At 43.5% G+C, this 24,040-nt stretch carries 16 protein-coding genes; 15 read left to right on the forward strand and 1 reads right to left on the reverse strand.

The genetic code is table 11. From position 1 onward, the window contains the following. Window positions 1-138 precede the first annotated feature (138 nt). The 11 genes from ACFP56_RS12470 to ACFP56_RS12520 all read left to right on the forward strand — a co-directional run bounded on the left by ACFP56_RS12470 (window position 139) and on the right by ACFP56_RS12520 (window position 16,182). The gene (locus tag ACFP56_RS12470) at window positions 139-696 is read left to right on the forward strand and encodes a hypothetical protein (RefSeq protein WP_379234909.1); all 558 of its coding nucleotides are present in this window, start codon (window positions 139-141) and stop codon (window positions 694-696) included. A gap of 19 nt (window positions 697-715) precedes the next feature. After that, window positions 716-2,197: a methyl-accepting chemotaxis protein gene (locus ACFP56_RS12475; protein WP_379234911.1), complete on the forward strand. Its 1,482-nt coding sequence runs from the start codon at window positions 716-718 to the stop codon at window positions 2,195-2,197. A gap of 300 nt (window positions 2,198-2,497) precedes the next feature. Next, window positions 2,498-3,505 (forward strand): phage lytic cycle repressor MrpR family protein, encoded by a 1,008-nt coding sequence (locus ACFP56_RS12480; protein WP_379234913.1) that lies wholly within the window; start codon window positions 2,498-2,500, stop codon window positions 3,503-3,505. Between the two features lie 255 nt (window positions 3,506-3,760). Next, complete coding sequence (locus ACFP56_RS12485) at window positions 3,761-5,329, forward strand: response regulator (protein ID WP_379234915.1); 1,569 nt, start codon at window positions 3,761-3,763, stop codon at window positions 5,327-5,329. 16 nt (window positions 5,330-5,345) lie between these two features. Further along, window positions 5,346-7,073, forward strand: coding sequence for a sensor histidine kinase (locus tag ACFP56_RS12490; RefSeq protein WP_379234918.1), 1,728 nt, complete (start codon window positions 5,346-5,348; stop codon window positions 7,071-7,073). A gap of 162 nt (window positions 7,074-7,235) precedes the next feature. Continuing rightward, complete coding sequence (locus tag ACFP56_RS12495; protein WP_379234920.1) at window positions 7,236-8,927, forward strand: ABC transporter substrate-binding protein; 1,692 nt, start codon at window positions 7,236-7,238, stop codon at window positions 8,925-8,927. Window positions 8,928-9,086: 159 nt separating this feature from the next. Continuing rightward, window positions 9,087-9,995 (forward strand): ABC transporter permease, encoded by a 909-nt coding sequence (locus ACFP56_RS12500; RefSeq protein ID WP_379235889.1) that lies wholly within the window; start codon window positions 9,087-9,089, stop codon window positions 9,993-9,995. Window positions 9,996-10,019: 24 nt separating this feature from the next. Next, window positions 10,020-10,946, forward strand: a complete 927-nt coding sequence (locus tag ACFP56_RS12505) for a carbohydrate ABC transporter permease (protein WP_379234922.1) — start codon at window positions 10,020-10,022, stop codon at window positions 10,944-10,946. A gap of 411 nt (window positions 10,947-11,357) precedes the next feature. Beyond that, window positions 11,358-13,424 (forward strand): alpha-glucuronidase family glycosyl hydrolase, encoded by a 2,067-nt coding sequence (locus tag ACFP56_RS12510; RefSeq protein WP_379234924.1) that lies wholly within the window; start codon window positions 11,358-11,360, stop codon window positions 13,422-13,424. Between the two features lie 143 nt (window positions 13,425-13,567). After that, window positions 13,568-14,557 (forward strand): endo-1,4-beta-xylanase, encoded by a 990-nt coding sequence (locus ACFP56_RS12515; RefSeq protein WP_379234926.1) that lies wholly within the window; start codon window positions 13,568-13,570, stop codon window positions 14,555-14,557. A 47-nt stretch (window positions 14,558-14,604) separates the two neighbouring features. Beyond that, window positions 14,605-16,182 carry a glycoside hydrolase family 43 protein gene (locus ACFP56_RS12520; protein ID WP_379234928.1) on the forward strand — a complete coding sequence of 526 codons (1,578 nt, stop codon included), beginning with the start codon at window positions 14,605-14,607 and terminating at the stop codon, window positions 16,180-16,182. Between the two features lie 881 nt (window positions 16,183-17,063). Here the strand turns inward: ACFP56_RS12520 and ACFP56_RS12525 are convergent. Beyond that, the gene (locus ACFP56_RS12525) at window positions 17,064-18,035 is read right to left on the reverse strand and encodes a helix-turn-helix domain-containing protein (RefSeq protein WP_379234930.1); all 972 of its coding nucleotides are present in this window, start codon (window positions 18,033-18,035) and stop codon (window positions 17,064-17,066) included. A 123-nt stretch (window positions 18,036-18,158) separates the two neighbouring features. On the opposite strand from ACFP56_RS12525, the gene ACFP56_RS12530 reads away from it, so the two are divergent. The 4 genes from ACFP56_RS12530 (at window position 18,159) to ACFP56_RS12545 (ending at window position 23,976) form a co-directional block, all read left to right on the forward strand. Beyond that, on the forward strand, window positions 18,159-19,502 hold the full coding sequence (locus ACFP56_RS12530) for a glycoside hydrolase family 30 protein (RefSeq protein WP_379234933.1): 1,344 nt from the start codon (window positions 18,159-18,161) through the stop codon (window positions 19,500-19,502). 256 nt (window positions 19,503-19,758) lie between these two features. Then, on the forward strand, window positions 19,759-21,555 hold the full coding sequence (locus ACFP56_RS12535) for a sensor histidine kinase (protein WP_379234935.1): 1,797 nt from the start codon (window positions 19,759-19,761) through the stop codon (window positions 21,553-21,555). Further along, window positions 21,552-22,580 carry a response regulator gene (locus tag ACFP56_RS12540; protein ID WP_379234937.1) on the forward strand — a complete coding sequence of 343 codons (1,029 nt, stop codon included), beginning with the start codon at window positions 21,552-21,554 and terminating at the stop codon, window positions 22,578-22,580. Before ACFP56_RS12535 ends, ACFP56_RS12540 begins: the two co-directional genes overlap by 4 nt. Before the next feature lie 97 nt (window positions 22,581-22,677). Continuing rightward, on the forward strand, window positions 22,678-23,976 hold the full coding sequence (locus ACFP56_RS12545; protein WP_379234940.1) for an ABC transporter substrate-binding protein: 1,299 nt from the start codon (window positions 22,678-22,680) through the stop codon (window positions 23,974-23,976). Window positions 23,977-24,040: the final 64 nt, after the last annotated feature.

Here is a 24,040-nt window from a genome sequence, read left to right on the forward strand (position 1 = left end):
AGTGTAAAATACGTTCTGGACTTGTCAAAATATGCGAAAATAGGACGGCGGGCCTCTTTAAAATATAAGGCTGTTGTTACATAATTATAATAAATTTTCCAATTATTTAGGTTTTAAGTAGGAGTGATCGCAGCTAATATGTACAAATCAGTCGAAAATGAAGTAGAACTAGCATTATTTAATGGAGTCTGGACAACGGTGTGGCGTGAGAAGGGATACGAGCTGGAGTTTTGTGACGATGCAATAGAGCGGAACATCGTGTTCACTGAACAGGATGAGGTGATTGGAACCTCTGAATTAAAGCCGTACTATGCTGATGCGCGCAGCGTCATTAACGAATTCGCCGATTTTGCGACCCATCCTTGGGTGCTTCAGGCAAATGGATATGTCGGTGAAAGCGATAAGATTGCCTTGTTAAGCTCTTTTAGAGGAAAGGGATCGTATACGGATGAGGTGCTATCCTCAATTTGTGCCAGTGCAGCAAAGCATGGCATCACCTGCATGGTTTCGCTGCTTGAGCCTGTATTTATGCGAGCATTGCGAATTGTGTACAAAGTTCCAATGCAGCAATTGGGCAAAAAAATGTTTTATAAAGGAGATTACGTTGTTCCGGCTGTCATGGATGTAGGTTACATCAATGGCCATACTGAACAATTTCCATGGTATAAAACGACCGTATACGCAACTAGCAAATAAACGAAAAGGCGGAACAAGAATGACAAAAACGTTAACAGAACTGGACAGAAGAAATCGATTATTGCTTTGGATTATTTGGGGATTGCTTGCTTTAGGTATTATTACTGATATCAGCATTGGTTTGCCTTGGGCTATGATTTTATTGCTTATTATTGTTGGCGGACTCATTACAGGTGTAGCGACCGTGATGACGTTCATCTCTAAACTGGCGCCCTATGTGAAATATGTCGTTCCTTTTGGACTAATCAGTATTACGGCGGTGCTGATGCTGTCCGATCCTGAACCTGTCATCAGCACATATTTTTTAGTTTATGTAAATATGGCTATAGTAACGCTTTACTCCGATTATCGTCCAATTATTCTTACTGGTGTGCTTGGTGGAATTTTGACTACATACGTGTACATGGATGAAACGATACAAACTAGAATTTTCCCCCATGATTCATTGATGTATCTGTATATGTATCTATTGTTTGCAACAATTGCGTTAAGTGTTTCCTCTTATTTTGCACAACGTCTGCAGCGTAATATTCAGCTGCGAGAACAGGAAGCGCTCGAATCTAAGGAGCTGTCTGACAAGCTGCTTGATAAACTGAAGGAGTCGATCTTGATTCTGAACGAATTTAGTGCAAAGCAAAAAGAACAAGTGATGTCAACGACAACGATTTCACATGAAGTGACATCCACCTTTAATGAAATGACTTCTGCGGTTGAACAGCAGACCAATCATATTATTGCGGTTAATGATGCGACCCAGACGATGGATATCAGTATAAAAGAGCTAACCGACAGCTTCCAGCTTGTAGGTGAATACGCCGAGAAAAATTCAGTGCTCAGCACGATGAATACCGAGCAAATTCGGCGTATGAGCGAGGAGATGGAACAGCTGAAGCAGTCTACCAAGCAGGCGCTGGAAGAGATGGAGCGACTCAAGCACAACAATGAGAATGTGCGTGAGATTGCAACGACAATTAACGATATCGCGGCTCAAATTCATTTGCTTGCGCTGAATGCTGCAATTGAAGCGGCTCGAGCAGGAGAGCATGGCAGGGGCTTCGCAGTTGTTTCAGGGGAAGTCAGCAAGCTGGCTGAGCACACTCGCGGTTCTGTCGAGCAAATCAGTGATCTGCTGGCTGCGATCCACCGCAGCATTGATACAGCCTATCAATACGTTGAGCAGGGCAATGAGTCCGTTATACGAAGCAGCACCTCGTTAGAGGAAACGTCTGGAGCACTGATTCAGGCCCAATCCAATTCTCTTCAAGCGTCTGAGCATACGCAGCGTGCGGCTATCTCGACTGAAAGTCTTGCCGAGCAATCAGCGATGCTTGCGGATCGAATGAATAGTATTTCTGCTGCCACACAGCAAAATATGGGGGCTGTGCAAGAAGTGAATGCGAATATGGAGCAGCAGTATGGACAAATGGTCGAAATAAGTCGTCAATTTGAACAATTGGATCGGCTTGTGAGCGAGCTGAAACAGCTCGTAGAGCGTAGGTGAAAGGCTTGAATACAATAAAAGGAGCGAGATTGAGAGATGAATGCATCCTCGATCTCGCTCCTTTTTTAAATGTGGGAGATTGTCGAATAATAATGATATTTTTTGTTAGCAACTTGACAATTCATTATTTTAATTAGCAATTAATCACATTTTTATAATTACTCTCATATATATAGAAGGATAAATGCGTAATTATACTAGAAATAAATGGTTGTATTTATGTAATTTTATGGTTATAATACAATGAATTTAGTTTTTCTTATTGTCTATTAATATCCAGCTTTAGAAGGGAGACATCAGATGCATCGGCATAGTATGGATGCTTTAATGTATAATGAATCTGCTAAAACTCGATATTTAGAGCGTTACCGCAATAAGGATACGAAAGAGGTATATGGACGTATTTTCAAAAAATCTGCCTTATTGGAGTACAAACATCAAAAGGATCTTTGTAATTTTACGGAAGAGCAGCTAAAGCAATTTGTTATCGATATTTTGCAGCCTAAAACGAAGGAAAGCTCACGATCTATCTATTCAACCATATCTTCCTATATAGATTGGGCCATTCAGGAAGGGATATCGTCCCATGAAGAAAACCCATGGCATAAGCGCAGCACAGACTATATTTATAGCTTAGTAATCCCTGTTAAAAACTATATGTCTTTTCAAGAAAAGCAATATGTATTGAAAACGCTTGTGAATGCTCAGGATAAATTTATAGTAGAAGCGTTGTGGAATGGTATTCAGGGTGATAAATTGATAGAGCTCATTACGTTAAAGATGGAGCATGTTAATCCGACCTTGAATAAAGTGGTTATTACCGATGATCAAAATCGTGTAAAGCGAGAAGTTATCGCGTTTGATGAACAGCTTTGCGATCTAGCATTAATGGCCAATGAACAGCGCTTGTATGTTAAAAAGAATGGTCAATGCAGCGAAAACACGATTTCAGAACATGCTGATCTAGTTAATTCTGATTATATTATTAAGCATTCCAATACGAAGCATCGAGGCAATCGTGCTTATACGACGCACTACACTGTGTATAATCGAATTGAAATGTTTCGAAGCCTTAATGAGCTGCAGCAGTTTTCGAATGTACTCGTTACAAAAAATATCGTGCGCAGTGGGATGATTTATTGGGCTAAGCAGATTTATTTACGTGATCGGCTCCTGGGCAGATCTCAGATTGAAGAGGTTTGCGCTCGATTTAATGCAAGGTTCAAATGGTCGATGAAGGATTTTCTCAATATTGAGATGATCATGAGACTGTATCCAGAATTGCTATTCCAGAAGAAGGCTAGATAATGAATAGAATCTTACAAAAGAAGCTCTGAGGCCGCTGGCGAGAGTTTCTTTTTTTTATACGGTGACACGATTATTGACAGAAGGTTTTGCTTACCCTATAGTAGCGAAGACTGGCATAGGATTCGAAAGTTTTTGTTATATTTTGTTGTAACAGTCAATGCAAGCGATTCAGATTATTTGTATCATGTCGATCGTATCGCTACAATGTAAGTAGCTATTGAGTTAGTTCTAAGTCAGCACAAGGGAGGCCGAATGATGTACAAGGTTTTGATTGTTGATGATGAAATTTTTGTAAGAAGAGGGCTAATTAATTTAATGGACTGGAATTCACTGCAATATGAAATATGCGGTGAAGCTGAAAATGGCGAGCAAGCAATCGAAATGATTGATAAGCTGCAGCCGGATCTAGTCATTGCAGATATTCGAATGCCAATTCTTGATGGGTTGGAATTAATTAAACGAGTTAAGGAGGAGCGCGAGGATCCACCGCTTTTTATCATTGTCAGTGGATATCATGATTTTACCTATGCACAGAAAGCGCTTCGCTACAATGTTCAGGATTATATTCTGAAGCCAATTGATGAGGAAGAACTGGAGACTACTTTGAAAAAGCTGGCAGTGACGTTGAATCAGAAACGAATCAGCACGATAACCTTAGAAAAGCCGATTAAGGAAACGATTATTCAAACTCTGCTGCAATCAGAGCATAGTGATCTCGATATCGAGCATTTAGCAAGCGTTCTCTTAATTCCTGCGGAAGCGGAATATTCGTATGTTTTGATTGAGGTTCAGGATATTCAGACAGATGGCACAATCGATTATGCACCAATTTTGAAAGCGTTTGTTGCCAATTATTTTGGTGAGCATGTACATACGCTGCCTGTTCATGTGCGTGACCAAAATCAATATGGTCTCTTGTTGCCGATATTTTTGCTGCAGTATGTGTCAAGTGGAAACATGCAGGAGCAGTTTGTTCGTTTACGCGGCTTGCTTGTAAAGGATTTAGGAACCGATGTTGCTGTATTTGTTGGGAAGCCAGTCGATCATTTGAAGGATATTGCCCACTCTTTCCGAAGTGCAAACGAAAGTTTGAATTATAAATTCACTGAGAAAAGCAAACAGGTCATTTTTGCAGAGGAAGTGCTGACAACCTCTCTATATTATTTTGATGTGGATGAGGAGTTACACAGCAAGCTTATCAATGAAATCGAGGAGAACCAGAGCGAAGCATATGAAGCCACGGTTGCTGCAATATTCGCCCAGTTCCAAGATAAACGATTCGCTCCCAGTGCGGTTGCCAACACGATTACACGCAGCTTGATTGGAATCATTAATATCATACGACAGATGGAAGGCAGCGAGGAGGAGCTGAAGCTGCTCGACGAGCTATTATCATGGCAGCGAAAATATCGCAGTCTTTCACAGCTGCAGCATATCTATCTGCAATTTGTTCATGAAGCAGCAGCCTATCTGGCTGAAGTGCGCAGTGAACAGAAAAAGGGAAATATTGAAAAGATAAAAAAGTATATCGATGCCAACTTTACAGAAAATATCAATCTAAAGAGCATAGCTTCAAAGTTCTACTTGAATTCGGTGTATTTGGGTCAGCTGTTCCGAAAAACATATGGTGTTTATTTTAATGAATATCTACTTTCGCTCAGAATTGAAGAAGCCAAACGGTTGTTAAGGCAGAAGGACCTGCGCATGTATGAGGTGGCGGAGAAGGTTGGCTTCCAGAATGCGGATTATTTCGTGACGCAGTTTGAAAAGCTCGAAAAAATGACGCCTACCGATTACCGAAATAAAATGCTTGGTAAAAAATAAAGAGGTGATCCAGGCAATGCACAGATTTCATTTTAATCATTTAAAACTAAACGGCAAGCTCACATTTATTTATATTGTATGTGTGTTCATTCCTATCATATTGACTAATATCGTGTTCTATAACGTCACAACGAACAATATTAAACGACAAAAGACAGTCGATGCCGAGCAAGCATTAACTCAGCTAAAAAATGAACTAGGCATGTTGATTGACGATGCTGCGAGCATTTCCTATCTGTATTCTATTGACAAGTCGCTTGAGGAGCATTTGGAAACGGAATATGCTTCCTATGATCGCTATATCGAATCATTAAACTCCATTAAAAATATATTTATTCGTTCTGATAAAGAATATAAAACAATTAGCTCTGCTCACATTATGACCGACAATCCAACAATCTTGGCTTCGGGCAATATCTTGAATTTGGATCAGTCGATCTATGAAACGGACTGGTATCGCAGTATTGAACATTTAAACAATTCCTATCCCAATCTTTACGTTACCCCGTCCAGTATTAGCGTGATCCAAAAGCTGTCGGACAAGCGCATTCAAAAATACGAGCATCTTATCAAGATTGACCTCAATATGGAGTATGTTAATCAATTGATGAGCATAACAACCTTTGATGGGGATATTTATTTTTTAAGCCCAGATGGACAAGTACGCTACAGCAATAATTCATCAGCGCAGCAAGCGGCTCAACCGCTTGAAAAGGAAAGCATTAAACAGCCAGCACTGGCGATTACATTTGAACAAATATATCAAAACAATCGCTATCTGGGAGGATGGTCGCTGTATGGTGTTTTAGACGAAGCAAAGATTTTGTCCGAGGTAAGACAGTCCGGACAATTCATCGTATGGCTTGCAGCGATCAATTTTTTCATTCCCACCCTTATTATTCTCTTAATATCTCGCTCGATCACTTCCCGAATCAAGCATATTTTAAAGCATATGAAGAAGGTGAAGGGCAAGAACTTCAAGCCCGTTCCGTATCATTCAGAGCGTGACGAGATTGGAGAGCTTTCTGTCGAATTTAATCGAATGATTGAACGTATTGAAAATTTAATTAACGATGTGTACGTTGCAGATATTCAGAAAAAAGACCTGGAAATCAGACAGCGTCAAGCGCAGCTTCATGCGCTTCATAGTCAAATCAACCCGCACTTCTTGTTTAATGCGCTGGAGACGATTCGCATGCGCAGCTTGATGAAGGGCGAAACAGAAACAGCTAAGACGATTCAGAATATGGCGAAAATTTTCCGAAAGTCGATATCTTGGAAGCGCAGCTTTGTTACGATCCGAGAAGAAATTGATCTCATTGAAAGCTTCTTGGAAATTCAGAAATATCGCTTTGCGAATAAACTGCAATACCAAATTACGGTTGAGGAATCCTTGAAGGAGAAGCTTATTCCGAAGATGACCTTTTTGCCGTTTGTAGAAAATGCGAGTATTCACGGCATCGAGGACAATCCAGGTATCGGCTTTATAACGATTCAAATTGCAAGCGAGGCCAATCAGATTGTATTTATTATTGCAGATAACGGAATGGGCATGAGTAAGGAGCAGCTTGACGAACTCCATCATTATTTTACTGAGGATGAGTCAATGGGAGAGTCGGTTGGCATGAAAAATGTCTACACCCGTCTAAAAATCGTTTATGGTGACGCCTTTACGTACAAGATTGACAGTGAGCTTGGACAAGGGACGCGAATCACGTTGCGATTGCCTATTAGAGATGAGTAATTAGAGTGGAATCGTTAAAAAAGTAAAGATTAATGACTAAAAAAATTAAACATCTATATTTTACAAAGAATGAACTAAAGTTTTATGGGTAACGATAAGACCTTGTATCTCTTATACTGAAAGTGCTTACAAATTAATGATTGTTAGGAAGGGGACACAGCAATGACCACAAAAAAATGGTTAAAGACGAGTCTGGCATTAACGATGGCGTCTGTATTACTTATCACAGGCTGTGGTAATAACGATGCAGGAAAAGAGAAAAATAAAAACGCTGCAAACTCTGGCAACGATGCAGAGGTTAGCACGGATCCTGTAACATTTACTTACTTTGGTTTTGGCAGTGGTAAGGATGTACTTGCAAGTGATACGACAATCGGTAAAATTCTTCAGGAGCAAACAGGCGTAGACTGGAAGATGGAGTTTGCAGTAGGGGATGTAGCAACAAAATCTGGGGTAATGATCGCTGGCGGCGAATATCCAGATGTTATCGTTCCTGAGGGCGAAATCGAAAAGCTGCTAGATGCAGAAGCATTTATTCCATTGAACGATCTGATTGAACAGCATGCACCTAACATCAAGCGCGTTTATGGCGATTATTTTGACAAGTTTACAGCAGAAGATGGCAACATCTACATCCTGCCTTTCTCTGCTAACCAAGGATACATTAGCGATCCTAACGTTTCTCAAGGCGCATTCTGGGTGCAACGCCGCGTTCTTAAAGAATTCGGTTATCCAGAAGTGAAAACGCTTGATCAATACTTTGATCTCATTGAGCAATATCAAGCGAAATATCCTTCTGTAGATGGTAAAGATACAATCGGATTTATTACATTTGCAGGTGTTCAAGATAACTTCTTCACCATTACGAACGCACCAATGCACCTTGCTGGTTATCCAAACGATGGTGATATCATCGTCGACATGGACACACATGAAGCAAAAGTTTATGCAACAACGGACTATGAAAAGCAGTGGCTTCAATCTCTTAATGAGTTGAACAGCAAAGGTCTATTCGATCCTGAGACATTTACAGCGAACAAGGACCAATATCTTGCTAAGCTAACTTCTGGCCGCGTACTAGGTTACTTTAACTACGGCTGGCAAGTAGGCGATGCTACGAATAACTTGAAAACAGCAGGAAATGATGATTTCCGTTATGTAGGACTACCAGTTGTATTTGATGAAAATACAAAAGACCAATATATCGATCCACCAGCATTCGTTAACAACCGCGGTATCGGTATCTCTGTAAGTGCAAAGGATCCAGTTCGTATCATTAAGTACTGGGATAACCTGCTAACAGAAGAAAACCAAGTTCTTGTTCAATGGGGTGAAGAAGGCGTAACTTACTCTGTTGATGAGAATGGCCGTTATGTGATGAGCGATGAGCAAATTGCTAATCGTAACGACAATGACTTCAAGCGTTCTTATGGCTTCCAGTACTTCGAGTACAGCTGGCCTCGTTATGGTAACAACTCAGTATTTGAAAATGGCAACTCTTATGCGGTAGGTAACCAGCCTGAAGTAGCTTACGCTGGTTATACGGAAGGAGACCGTGCAATTCTTGATGCATACGGTTCTCAAACTTTTGCAGGCATGTTCTCTGAGCCAGATGAGCGTCCTTGGTACCCTGCTTGGAGCATCAACAAAGCTCAAGGTTCTCCTGAGCAGATCTATGCACAAAAAGCTAGCGATCTACAGCAAAAGTACTATCCAAGATTAGTATTCGCAACTCCGTCTGAGTTCGATAAAGTATGGAATGAATATGTTGCAGAATTCAGTAAGCTGGATGTTGCTGGCTATGAAGAGTTCATGACTAAACATGTAAAAGAGCGTGTTGCGGGTAACTGGTAAGAAGTAAATAAAGAGTAAAGGAAAAGCGAAGAGAACCTTCGCTTTTCCCTTCTAACCAATGGAGAGAAGCACGCATTTTTTGCCGGAAGGGAGATTTTCAAGGTGGGGAAACATACAGGACAAACCGTAACTGCAGCTGCTACTACTGGCAATTCACGTATCGGTACATTTTTCAAACAGTTATCTAAGCAAAAAATGCTTATGCTTATGTCTCTGCCGTTTCTATTATGGGTGTTTGTGTTTAAATACGTTCCGCTATGGGGCTGGACAATCGCGTTTCAAAAGTTTAGACCAGCAAGAGACTTGTTCAACCAAGAGTGGGTTGGGCTTGCAAACTTTAAGATGCTATTTCAGGAAGAAGCGTTTTATCGCGTATTGAGAAATACGCTTGTCATGAGCTCAATAAACCTTGTGCTTGGTTTTGTAACGGCAATTGTGCTTGCACTGTTGCTTAATGAATTGCGAAGTATTTTATTCAAAAGAACCGTTCAAACAATTAGTTATTTGCCACACTTTATTTCTTGGGTCGTTGCGGCCAACATTGTACAAACTGCATTAGCACCAGAGGGAATTATAAATGTATTAATGTTAAAGCTTAATCTAATTGATCAACCTGTTCTGTGGCTTGGTAAGGGTGAATACTTCTGGGGTATTCTAGGGGCAACAGAAGTATGGAAGAACGTCGGTTGGAATACGATTATTTACCTAGCTGCTATTACAACGATTGATCCTTCTCAATATGAAGCAGCTGAAATTGATGGCGCAAGTCGCTTCCAACGTATTCTACACATTACACTTCCAGGGATGAAATCTGTAATTGTAATTCTGTTGATCATGAACCTTGGGCATATTCTGGAGTCTGGGTTTGAGCCACAGTATCTGCTAGGTAACGGTATGAACGTGGATTACTCCGAGAACCTTGATATATTTGTCTTAAAGTACGGGATGAACATGGGCAACTATGGTTTAGCGACAGCTGCTGGTATGTTTAAGACCGTTGTCAGCTTCATCTTCCTAATGGTTGCGAATAATGTAGCCAAGCGCTTGGGAGAAAGCAGACTGTACTAATCATCATGTAAGGAGGCTAACAACATGAGTGGAGCCAAATCATCTCGTAAATTGTATTCGTCAGTTCCTGATAAATTGTTTGATGTGTTCAACATCATTTTCATGATTTGCTTAATGATTGTTACATTATATCCGTTCTTGAATATGTTCGCTCTTTCCTTTAACGATGCGAATGATTCTATTCGAGGCAGTATCTATATTTGGCCACGAGAGTGGACGTGGGCGAACTATCAATATATTTTTAATGAATCATCAATCTTCCATGCCACGTACATTTCTGCTGCTCGTACCATCATCGGTACGCTCGTGTCTGTGTTTTGTACGGCGATGCTCGCATACACGATTAGCAGACAGGATTATGTGTTAAGAAAATTTGTAACGATTGCCTTTATCTTTACGATGTACTTTAACGGTGGACTTATTCCGAACTACTTGCTGACAAAAGAGCTTGGTCTATTAAACAACTTCTGGGTATATATCATTCCTGGTATTATCGGAGTGTTCAATATGATCGTAGTTCGTTCCTTCATTGAGGGGTTGCCGGAAGGTATTATGGAATCTGCCAGAATTGACGGTGCGGGCGAATTTACGACATTTATGAGAATCGTACTTCCGCTTACGGTTCCAGCACTTGCAACGGTATCCTTGTTCGTAGCAGTATCACAATGGAATTCATGGTTTGATGTTTTTCTATATAACTCTTCACGTTTAGAGCTAAGCACATTACAATATGAATTGATGAAAATATTATCAACATCGAATACCGCTGCCAGCTCTGGTGCTACAGCAGCTGATGCCTTTGCAGGTGCACAGGGTAATGTAACAAGCGTAACACCAACATCGATTCGTGCGACGATGACGATTGTTGCCAGCTTGCCGATCATTATAGTGTATCCGTTCTTGCAGAAGTATTTTGTGCAGGGGATGACTGTCGGTGGTGTTAAAGGCTAGTCCAGCTTTGATCACGAAGTAGTACTGCTAGTTTATTCGGCATCGAATTTTGAATTCAGCTAGGGGTTGTGCTTCCGAGGAATGTTTTCTGCGAAAACATTGTAGCTCACGTACCAATTACGTACGCTGCGCTTCTCAAGCTCTAGCTTCGTCCAACCTTCTCGGTGCTGAAAGCTGGACTCAACCTTTGATCACGAAGTATGACTGAATGTCAATTCGGCATCGAGTTTTGAACTCAGGCGAGGTTTCCAGTGCTCAAAACACAACTTTGATCAAGAAGCAGCAGGAATTGTTAATTCGGCATCGAATGTTGAATTAGCATGAATAGTTTCATCGAAAATTAATTAAAGGCTGTGTCCGTTCGAAGTTTGGGCGGCACAGCTTTTAATGCTAGAGAGGATGAAGAAAGACATGAAATTAAGCGGGTATGAAGCATGGTTAAGGTATGATAAGGTAAAGGATGATCAGCTTGCCGCGCAATATCAGGCATGGACGGCAACGATTGCAGCTGGCAGTTATAAGCAGGCTAGTCCGATTGCATCTGCAATCAATGAACTGCAGCTTGCTTTGCCGAAGCTGATTGGGATAACACCTCAAGTGGTTATAGAGCCATCAGTAAAGCAGTTCTTGGCTATTGGCGTAGTTGGAAGCTCTGCTTACCTGGATGAATCGTTAATTGGCCCTATGGCAGCGTTAAGCCATAATGAAGGTTATGTTTTGAAAACGATTACGAAGGATGAACAGTCTTATTTGGCAATTGCGGGAGCTAGCGAGCAAGCGGTACTGTATGGTGTATTTCACTTGCTGCGATTGATGGCACAAGGCGAATCGATTGATGCGATATCACTATCCGAGCAGCCCAAATACAATCTGCGCATGATCAATCACTGGGACAATATGGACGGTAGTATTGAGCGCGGCTATGCAGGACGCTCGATATTCTTCAACAAGAATGAGCTGCTAGCAGATAGCCCCCGCATCGTGGATTATGCAAGATTAATGGCTTCAATCGGGATTAACGGAATGACCATTAATAACGTTAATGTTCATCGTCCTGAAACCTTTCTCATTACAGAGAAGCTGCTACCACAGGTAGCAAAATTTGCTGCTGTATTCCGCAGCTACGGCATTAAGCTGTTTTTATGTGTGAACTATGCGGCAACGATTGAGCTTGGAGAGGTGGAAACAGCAGATCCGCTTGATGCGCGTGTGAAGGAATGGTGGAAACAGAAGGCTAAGGAAGTGTATGCTGCAATCCCAGATTTCGGAGGATTTGTAGTGAAGGCCGATTCAGAAAACCGTCCGGGTCCATTCACGTATGGCCGTGATCATGCAGATGGTGCCAACATGCTGGGTGAGGCGCTTAAGCCGTTTGGCGGACTTGTGTTTTGGCGCTGCTTCGTTTACAACTGCCATCAGGATTGGCGAGATCGTTCTACGGATCGTGCGCGTGCAGCTTACGATCACTTTAAACCGCTAGATGGACGCTTCCTGGATAATGTTATCCTGCAGATCAAAAACGGTCCGATGGATTTCCAGGTACGTGAGCCTGTATCGCCGCTGTTTGGCGCGATGCCGAATACCAATGCGGTAATGGAATTCCAGATTACACAGGAATACACCGGTCAGCAGCGTCATGTATGCTATCTCATTCCGCAATGGAAGGAAGTTCTAGAGTTTGATACTAAGGTGAAGGGCGAAGGCAGTACGGTGAAGGAAATTGCTGCTGGCAACATTCATCCGTATACGCACTCAGGCATTACTGCGGTGACGAATATCGGGGATGATGCTAACTGGACAGGACATCATCTGGCACAATCGAATCTATATGGCTATGGCCGCCTGCTGTGGAATCCTGATCTAAGCAGTGAGGATATTGCAGCTGAATGGGCGCGTTTGACATTCTCTGAGTCCGCTGTCGTTCAACAGATGCTAGTAGATTTTCTAATGGAATCTTGGTCAATCTATGAAAGCTATACCTCACCGTTAGGTGTAGGCTGGATGGTAACACCGCATTATCACTACGGTCCGGATATTGACGGCTATGAGTATTCAAAATGGGGAACATACCACTTTGCCGACCATAAAGGCATCGGTGTTAATCGTACGGTTGCAAGCGGCACAGGCTATACAAGTCAGTATCAGCCCGACATTGCGGCGGTCTATGAAAATTTAGAAACCTGCCCGGATGAGCTGTTGCTGTTCTTCCACCATGTGCCATATACCCACGTGCTGCACTCAGGCAAAACGGTTATTCAGCATATTTATGACACGCACTTCCAAGGTGTGGAGCGCGTGGAGTACTGGATTTCACGTTGGCAGCAATTAGAAGGTGAAGTCGATGCGGAGCGTTATAACCACATTCTTGGTCGCTTGCAGCATCAGCTTGAAAACAGCAAGGATTGGCGAGATATCATCAATACGTACTTCTATCGCAAATCCGGTATTGCAGATGAGCAAGGCCGAACGATTTATTAAATGCACAAGGCTTAGGCAATCGTCGAGCTAGATTCTAGCCCGTCATATAACTCATAACATCATAGGGGGTAGCTCGCAGCTAGATGGCTCCCCCTTATAATGTACGCGCGATCATTATTTTATTATGGAGAGGAGCAAGTTGCATGAAACGATTATGGGAAGTGTATAAGGATTATTTTGATATTGGGGCAGCTGTAAACCTAGCTACCATTAAGGGCTCTGAAAAGCTGCTGCAAACGCATTTCAACAGCATTACGGCGGAAAACGATATGAAGTTTGTTAGCGTACATCCAGAGGAGAACCGCTACACATTTGAAGCAGCTGATAAGCTTATGGATTTTGCAACGGCTAATGGCAAGAAAATGCGTGGTCATACCCTTGTTTGGCATAACCAAACAACGGATTGGGTGTTTGAAGGGGCGAATGGTCAGCCAGCTACACGTGAGCAGCTGCTCGCTCGTATGAAATCGCATATCGATACTGTTGTTGGACGTTATAAAGGTAAGATTTATGGCTGGGATGTTGTCAATGAGGTGATTGAAGACAAGAGCGACATCTGGCTGCGCGATTCACGCTGGCTGCAGCAAGTAGGCGAGGACTTTATCGCGAAGGCGTTCCAATTCGCGCATGAAGCAGATCCGAATGCGGTTCTGTTCTACAACGATTACAATGAGTGCAACCCGATCAAGCGCGACAAGATCATTAAGCTTGTTCAATCGCTGCAAGCCCAGGATGTTCCGATTCACGGCATCGGTCTGCAAGGTCACTGGAGTTTGAAAGGACCTTCAATCGAAGATATTCGTGAAGCAATCGAGAAGTATGCAGCAACAGGCTTGCAGCTTCAAGTGACAGAGCTTGATATTTCGGTGTTTGATCATGAGGACCGCCGTACAGATTTAACGGCACCAACTGCGGAAATGCTTGAAAAGCAAGCAGAACGCTACGATCAAATTTTCCAGTTGTTCCGCGAATACAAGGATGTTATTACAGCGGTAACGTTCTGGGGAGTAGCAGAGGATTACACTTGGCTGGATGATTTCCCGGTTAGAGGGCGCAAAAACTGGCCGTTTGTGTTCGATGAAAAGCATGAGCCGAAGGAATCATTCTATCGTATTACGGATTTCGCAAAGTAAATCGGCTGCGTAGATGGATAGGCATATTGAATAGGAGGCAGTTTACGATGACGAACACGAAAACTGTGCAGTATCGCAACCCGGTGCTGTCAGGCTTTTATCCGGATCCGAGCGCAATTCGCGTCGGTGAGGACTTCTATATGGTAACAAGCACGTTTGAATATTTCCCTGGCGTACCGATTTTTCACAGTAAGGACTTAGTCAACTGGGAGCAAATTGGGCATGTGCTTCATCGCGAAAGTCAAGTGAACTTGTTGAGCCGCAAAAGCTCTCAAGGGATCTATGCGCCAGTACTTCGTTATCATGACGGACTATTTTATATGATTACAACCGACGTATATGGGATCGGCAACTTCTTCGTGACTGCAGCTAATCCAGCAGGTCCATGGAGTGATCCGATTCGTATTCCGCATGGCGGCATTGATCCATCGCTGTTTTTCGATGATGATGGGAAGGTATATGTATCTGTGCAGTCAGGCTTTGCCGAAACGTCTCATGTGATTCAATATGAAATCAATCCGAAAACGGGTGAAGCGCTGACAGAGCCAGTCGTAGTGTTTGAAGGAGACGAGGGGCCGTGGGTAGAGGGTCCTCACTTGTATAAAATTAACGGCATGTACTATATGATGACAGCATCAGGCGGCACAGGGCCTATGCATCGTGAAATTATCGGACGCAGCAGCAATCCGTATGGTCCTTTTGAAATGCTGGAGCATCCTATTCTTACGCACAATGCGCTTAAGGATCATCCGATTCAGTATACGGGTCATGCCGAGCTGCTAGATGATGTAGACGGCAATTGGTGGGTCCTGTTTTTAGGGGTACGCCTGTTCAATGAACGTGGAAGCGTACTTGGACGAGAGACGTTCCTTGCACCTGTTACTTGGGTGGATGGCTGGCCGATGGTTGACAACAATGAAGGGCATGTAGGACTTGAGATGAAGGTAACCGTGCCGACTAAGCAGGATGCTGATGTATTGATTCAACAGCAGGAGCAGCCAAAGCAGCTAGTTATCTCGTTCTCAGCGTCTGAACCGCTCAGCATGGACTGGATCTATTCACGTGTGCTGCCTAAAGCAGGCGCAGTTAGCACGAGCTCAAATGATGGGTATTTGACGTTGGTAGGTAATGAGAAAGCGCTTCATGATGGGCAAGATACGGTCTATGTAAGCCGCAGACAGCTGGATCATGAGATGAGATTCGAAACTGCGCTCTCCTATCAGCCAGAGCAGGAAGGCGAAGCAGCAGGTATTGCCGCACGTCTAAGCGATCATAGCTATTATGCCATTGCTTTGACGAAGCAAGATGGCAAGCTCGCAGTTCAAGCGACGTTGATGAGAAATCAACAAGAGGAGCAAACTGCTGTTGCAGCCATTGATGCCGAAGCCTATAACACTAATGGCAGCATTAAATTCGCTATTCAATCAACTCTGCAGGAATACAGTCTGCTGTATACGGTTGATGGAGAGAACTGGCATACGCTTGCAACAGCACCTGCCAATGACATCACCCCAGATTCAGGCGGCTCCTTTACGGGAGTGACGCTGGGCATGTTTGCGCACGGCACGGCAAGCGGCAATTCAGCGCCTGCACAATTTTCATATTTCAAGTATGAAGCGATGTAGGGGTAGAGGCCAATTCCTGTGATGCTCTAGATACTTTTAAATAGGCGTACAAGAATACGATATGAAGCTAGACGAACCAAATTCGTCTAGCTTTTTGCGTTTGCAGCTTAAAATAAACGCACTAATTTCAATTATAGGCTTACAAGAATAGTGGGTTCTATTATTCATATTTTTGGTAATTTTAGGTATAATGGGAAGAAGATGTGTTGTGGTTCTAATAGAGGAAACTGAATGGAATGGTGGATGCGTTGAAGAGTTAAAATGATAGGCAATAAAGGTATCGATTATTCTTTGATCTATTGGTTAATTTCTAAAGTAGCATTGTAAGGGGGGATTCGAATTAATCGAGGTATACGGATTATTGTGTTCGGTGTAATTTCTATACTCATAATGCTATTGATAACGACACCTTCACGTGATAAATTTGACGACTGGATTTCTCAGGAGTATACAATTACTTGTGAGTTTGATGTTGAGTTATTAAATATATGCTATAAGGACGGAGAGAGAATCTTATCTAGGTCTTCTCACTTTACGAATGCAGCAATATTTGCTACCTATCAAATAAATTATAAGCTCGAAAGCGGTGAAAGAATAAGCTTGAGGACACTTGGTGTACTAGGCACGTTATTTAAAATGAATGAAGGATTTATATGGGAACTTTTTAATGAATGAACAATTTTAATCGTGCTGAACGCTCAGCAGGTGAAAATCATATCGAAAAGTAAAAATGCTGGAGTGCTGTTATTTTATCAATTAGACAGCAAAAAACGGGATGCATCCATTTATCTTTTGGAGCACCCCGTTTTTTTAATTATCGTAATCCTATCATTGCTGATAAGCGATATTTCAGTTGTCAATAGTAGAGTCATAAGATTCGGTTAGAGCTGCTCGCGGTACTCCAGCGGACTGATTCCGGTCCAGCGTTTGAACTGGCGGCTAAAATGTGACAGATGGCTGTAGCCTAATCGCTCGGCAATGTCTGTCAGAGATAAATGTGCTTGCTGGATTAACGCCTTAGCTTCTTGAAGCTTTAGCTCTGATAAATATTTACGTGGTGAAATACCGTATACACTTCGGAATACCTCAAGCCCATAGCCGCTGCTAATGCCAATTGATTCGATGAGAGCCTCCACCTTTAAATCTGCTAGGCTGATCTCGTTTTGGCTAGCCGCATGCTGATTGAAATACAGCTTTAGCCGCTCGGCGATCATTTTCGCATAATGGATCGCTGTAGGAGCAAGATAGCGTGTGCCGCCGCTTGTGCTTGTTTCGGACTGCTCGACTAAACGAGTAAGGGCAACGCATAGCTCGAACAGCACCATCTGCATCTGAAAATGATCAGTGCTTGTATAAGCATGCTCGGTCTTGAACATCTCCAGCCATTTGTTGATGATGAGCTGCAATTGCTTGTTCGGCTCTGTGCCGTTGCGATAAATAAGCTGCTGCTGGCGGAGCAGCTGGATACGGAACAGTGGATCATCAATATGGAAATGGGCGCAGAAATAGGTCAAGCCATCATTATGCTCACAGTGGTTCAGGTGCTCGATGCCTGACGGAATGATTATAATGTCCCCTTGTGTAAGCTCGAACTGCCTGCCGTAAATCGTTGTAGCTTGCCGGCCAGCAAGTACAAGCAAGATTTCAAAGCCAATATGCGCTTCCAACGGCGCAGACCAGCCCTTGCCAACCTGCTGCACATGCCCACCGTAAAATTTAATGTTCCAATCAATGCTTGGCAGCCACTGGTAAGCTGACTGTTCGCTGCTGGTTTTATTGACAGGTCGCTTGTTGTAAGCGGCAGGACTGGCGTGGCTGAACGGATTGGGATAGTCATTTATAGCAGAGTCCATTATGATTCACCTCGGATTTGGGTAAATTCTACTTGAGTTACTCCCTCTTGCTGGAGAGCGCTTTCTATTATACTATAGCTAATTTTATATTAAGGCAATCTACTCAAACATTATAGGAGGATCATGTTTATGGATAATGTGGTATGGATTACAAGCACAGAGCAACAGCAATGGCAGGAAAAGCATGACTTTCAAGTAGTACAGGGAGAAAGCAGCGCGCTCCGTTTGACCGACATTGAGCACCAAAAGCTTTTGGGCTTTGGCGGCTGCTTCAATGAGCTGGGTTACATCGCCCTGCAAAAGCTGCCGGAAGAGGAGCGCGAGAAGCTGCTTGATCGGCTGTTCTTGCCAACAAGCGATCAGCGTTTTGACATATGCCGTCTTCCGATTGGAGCAAGCGATTATGCGCTTGATTGGTACAGCTTGAATGAGACGGATGAGGATTATGCGATGGAGCATTTTTCAATTGAACGGGACAAGCAGTATTTGATTCCATATATTAAGGAGGCACTAAAGCGCAATCCGCAGCTTAAGCTGTTTGCTTCTCCGTGGAGCCCGCCAACGTGGATGAAGTTTCCGAGAGCTTACAACTATGGCACGCTTCGCTTCGAGCCCGAGGTGCTGCAGGCCTACGCACTATATTTTGTGCGGTTCGTACAGGCCTATGCCGCAGAAGGGATTACGATTCACCAAATTCATGTGCAAAACGAGGTTGTCGCCGATCAGAAGTTTCCATCCTGCGTCTGGACAGGCGAGCAGCTTAAAGTGTTTATTCGCGACTACTTGGGTCCAGCGTTTAAGCAGCATAGCATTGCAAGTGAGATATGGCTGGGCACGATCAATGCACCAGAGGCTTGGGATGAATGGCTGAAGAAGAAGGAAACGGATTTTAACGGATACGCCAATATTGTATTAAGCGATCCTGAAGCCTATCAGTACGTGAAGGGTGTCGGTTATCAATGGGCAGGCAAGTACGCTATTCAGCGTACGCAAATGAGCTATCCTGAGCTGCAATACATGCAAACGGAAAATGAATGTGGTGATGGAGAAAACACGTGGTTTTATGCTCGCTATGTCTTTAACCTGTATCATCATTACTTTATTAATGGCGTAAACGGCTATATTTACTGGAATATGGCGCTGGAGCCATCGGGGATGAGCACATGGGGCTGGAAGCAAAACAGCATGGTCACAATCGATCCGCAGCATCAGCAATATAGCCTCAATCCGGAATATTATGTGATGAAGCACTTTGCACATTATGTCGGAGCGGGTGCAGCACGCTTAGGCTTGCAGGGGTCTTGGTCAGGCAACGCGCTTGCATTCCGTAATGAGCAGGGTGCTCACGTCATTGTGCTAACCAATCCGTTTAAAGATGAACGTATCATTTCAATTGAGCTGGGCAATGGCAGACTGCTGCAGCGTACGATGGAGCCAGAATCCTTCCATACGATTGTGCTTTCCTAAGACAACGTCTAGCACAGCTGTTTTTAATCCTTCAAACCGCTCTACATTAGAGCTTGTCTCGCCTTGGATAACAAGAGAGGCACATCGTAAAGTAGGCATTTGGAGGATTTTTTGTTGTATTTAACGTTTTAATGTGAATTATACCAGGAAGCATTTTACATGTACTGGCTGCTGCATACATATGTACTTGCGGAGCATCGTCTGCTATAGTTGCTTTACTAAAGTCAAAGTCGCACAGGAGGGTGGGTGTAATGTGGTGAGACAGCGGTTACACGCTATAATCCAAAGCCTGTTGCAGCCATTTAAGCGCAGCATCAGGACACGGCTTATTATTACGATGGTATGTCTTGTCATTCCGCCAACGATAGCCGTAACGTTGCTAGCGACCAACAATTCGCGGCAGGCAATGGAGGATCAGGTGATCCAAACGAATCTCTCGAATATGAAATGGACGGGTATTTATTTGGATCAGCAGTTTGACCAGCTCAATAGCTTAGTTTATTCTGCATTGATTCATCCTGATATGTCAGCTTATTTATCGAATTATGACAATCAGTCGCTTTCAGAGCAATACAATGATCAGCGCAATATTACGAACCTGATAACGAATATGTACTATTCAGCAGGAAATTATATGGTTGGAGTAGATATCTATGTCGATGAACGGAAAAAGCTGTATCGCTACAATTCTTATGAAGCATCTGTCAATTCGCTGACGACTGCTCCAGAAGTATTCACCGAGCTTGTTGAGCAGGACAAGGACTTTATGCTGAACACCGATGAGGAGGATTCAGGCAAGTTTCGCATGATCCGCAGCATCAACCGATTTGAAAATCGGCAGAAGCTAGGCTATTTTTCACTAGATGTACGCTGGAGTATGATGGATCAAACACTTGATTTGCTTAATCAGGGCAGCAATCACCCGGTTTTGCTCGTGAATGAGAGCGGCGAGCTGCTCTATCAGTCAACTGGCGAGGAGCTGTCGGCTGACATATGGAGACAGGTGCAGCAGGTGCAGAAGTCCACAGGCGGGCCATTCTATTTTGCAGCGGATGACGCCTATATTTTTCACTATACAAGCTCGGCGATCAAGCTGACGCTTATAAAGGTCATTCCAAAAAGCTTTGTTCACCAAAGCTCGATTCAAACGATGAAGTACGGACTTATTGTTGGCCTCGTCTCCGCAGCGCTTTCGATGGTTATCGCAGCATTTCTCGGCTGGCAAATTTCCAAGCCGATTGTGCGGTTGGCACAATCCATGCGAGGCTTAAGCTTCATGCGCAGACAGGAGCAGCCCGTCAGCACAAGAGTTGATGAAATCGGACTGCTGGAGGTCAAGCTGTATAATATGCAAACGCGCATTCAAGAGCATATATTGAATGAATACCAGATGGAGCTGGATAAAAAAAATGCCGAGCTGCGCGCCCTGCAAGCACAAATTAATCCGCATTTTATTCAAAATACGATGCAAATGATCGGCAGTATGGTGTACAGCAGCTCACCAGAGCAAAGCTACCAAATGATTCGTTCGCTGAGTGACATGTTCCGTTATGTGCTGCGGGAGCCCGATGAGCTGACGACGCTGGAGGCTGAGCTGAAGCATTTGCAAAATTATGTCATGATCCAGGAGCAGCGATTTGGCGAGCGGCTCAAAATAAGCGTGGAATGCGATGAACGCTTTTTGCAGGTTCGCTTGCCCAAGCTAACGCTGCAGCCGATTGTAGAAAATGCATTTTTTCATGGACTAGAGCCGAAGCAAGGGAGCTGGCAGCTTCACATTTCCACGCGGCTTGAAGTCGATGTGCTTTGTATTTCTATACGTGACAACGGAATTGGGATGGATAGTCAGCAGCTTGCGCAATTGCGTGCACGCTTAGTGTTCAACGATAAGGGGCTGTGGACAAGCGGGAAGCAAATCGGACTCGCCAATATTGCTTCAAGAATTCATATTCAATTTGGCAGCCGCTATGGCATTGAAGTGAACAGCGTTGAGCAGTACGGAACAGAAGTGATCGTTAAAATACCTGCATCAGCTAAGGGGGATTTACAATGATTTCAGTCATGCTGGTTGATGATGAGCCGTGGAACCGTGAAATCGTCAAGCGCTTTGGCGCATGGGAAGAGCTTAATATGAAAATCGTATGCGAAGCAGATGATGGGGCTGAGGCTATAGCCTATTTACAGCAGCATTCACTGCAGCTTGTTATAACAGATATGAAAATGCCGGGCGTTGATGGCGGCAAGCTGATGGAATATATTAGAGAGCATTATCCTGACATGCAGTTGATTGTTATTAGCGGCTATGATGATTTTGAATACGCGAGAAAAGCACTGCGCTGCAATGCTGTTGAATATATGCTCAAGCCAATCGACGGTGCCGCCTTGAATGAAGCGCTGCGCAAATGCCGTGAGGTGCTGCAGCAACAGCAGGCGGTTGTCGATGTATCGCTTGTTTATGTCATGGATGCGTATAAGCGAAGCATAGAACAGACTTTTCAAAAGCTGCAAGCGGAGCAATTAGAGCAGCTTTTTATCCAAATGGAGGCCAAATGGGTGAAGCAGCAGCTTCCTGCCAGTCTGCGGCAGCAGCTCATGGACGAACTGCTGCGCTTTGCACAGGAGCTGAGCGAGAAGCATAATCTTGCACTGGCGGTACAGCCCAAGACAGATGCTTTGCTAAGGCTGGAATGGGATGAGCTGACAGCGTTCTTCATGCAGCTGCTCCAGCAATTGATTGAGCAGCGCAAGTACAAAACCAAGCTTAATTTGCTCGATGTAAAGAGCTATATTGAGCAGCATGCAAAAGAGCCGCTGATGCTTGAGGAGCTTGCGGGCGTATTTTTTGTTAGCAAGGAGTATTTGAGCAAACAGTTCAAGCAGGAGCTTGGCATAAGCGTGACTGACTATATTATGCAGCTCAGAATGGAAGAGGCGAGACTGAAAATCGAAGAAGGCAAGCTATCGATCAAGGAAATAGCGGAGTCCATTGGCTATGAGGACATTTCTTATTTCTATCGAGTTTTTCGCAAATACTTTGGGATTGCACCTGGTGAAATGAGAAAGCAGCACGAGGTTTAAAATAATCCAATCCAAGTGATTAATTCTGTCCAATTCCAAAATGTAAGCGCAATCTTATAATGAAAGCGTAACCAAATCATTTGGGAGGTCAATAAAAATGAAAAAAACAACAAGCCTTATGATGTCTCTGACACTCGTTGCCGCATTATTGGCAGGCTGCGGAACAAGCAATAGCGGAACAAGCAGCAATTCCGATCCTACGGGCAGCAATGTAGGATCAACTGGCAAAAGCGTTACGTTAAAGGTATTTATTGCTCAGCCGCGCTTTAAGGAGCAATACGATAAGCTGGCAGCCGATTTTACTGCCATGATGAAGGAACAAAATAGGGATGTGACGATACAGCTAGAACTTCCAAATACTGACAATGCGGCACAGATTTTGAAAACGCGCTTGGCTTCAAACGATGCGCCAGACGTATTCTCGCTGCATGCGATTAATGAGCTGCCAACCTTCCACAAGGCAGGATACTTGGAGGATTTGTCTGATCAGCCGTTTGTTGACAGCTTGCTGGAGGATGTTAGAAAATCCGTAACGACAACAGATGGCAAAGTGGTTGGCGTACCACTGGAGACGATGTCATGGGGGTATCTGTACAACAAGGATATATTCGAGCAGTACAATCTTGAAGTACCTAACACCGTTACAGAGCTAAGAGAGATTGCTGAGCAATTGCAATCACATGACGTTACACCGTTTTTGCTATCCTATAAAGAATCATGGATTCCACAGCTTGTTCTGCCGCTTGCAGTAGGAGCGTTGATGAAAACAGGAAATGAGGACTTTATTGATCGCATGAACAAGGACGAGGGCTCTTTTCAGGAAATGAAGGAAATGTTCACAGTCATGGATTTGATTAATGAATACGGCACGGATCGCGCACTTGAGGTTGGTGGAGACGACGGGGCAGCCAAGTTTGCTGCTGGCGAGGCGGCAATGTGGCTGCAAGGCCCTTGGTATGCGGAGACGATTCTGAAATCCAATCCTGATATGAATTTCGGTGTTGCGCCGCTTCCAATTAATGATGACCCGAATGCAACGCTAATTAATTTAAGTGCTTCTACTACTCTTGCTGTGTCTCAAAGTAGTAAAAACAAGGATGTAGCCAAAGCGTTTCTGAACTTTGTTATGAGTGAGGAGTATTCCAGCGGCTTGTTCGAATCATTAATGTTTAACCCGACTGCTACGGTTCATACGTATAAAAGCTATCCGTGGGTAGATGATGCGACCGTATACGTTAAAGCGGGCAAGGCGTATCAGGACCCTTCAATTCCGCAAGCCGTGAAGGATGAGGTAGGCAAAGGCTTGCAATCCTATTTCGCGGGTCAAATGACGCAGGATGAAGTGCTTGACGCGCTGGACAAAGCGTGGAAGTCATTCAATAAAGTCAATCAATAAATTATTCTTTGAAAGAAAGCCAGAGAACATGCTTCTTTGGCTTTCTTACTCTCAAGTTTTTGAG

Source organism: Paenibacillus septentrionalis (assembly GCF_042659865.1).
GTDB lineage: Bacteria > Bacillota > Bacilli > Paenibacillales > Paenibacillaceae > Pristimantibacillus > Pristimantibacillus septentrionalis.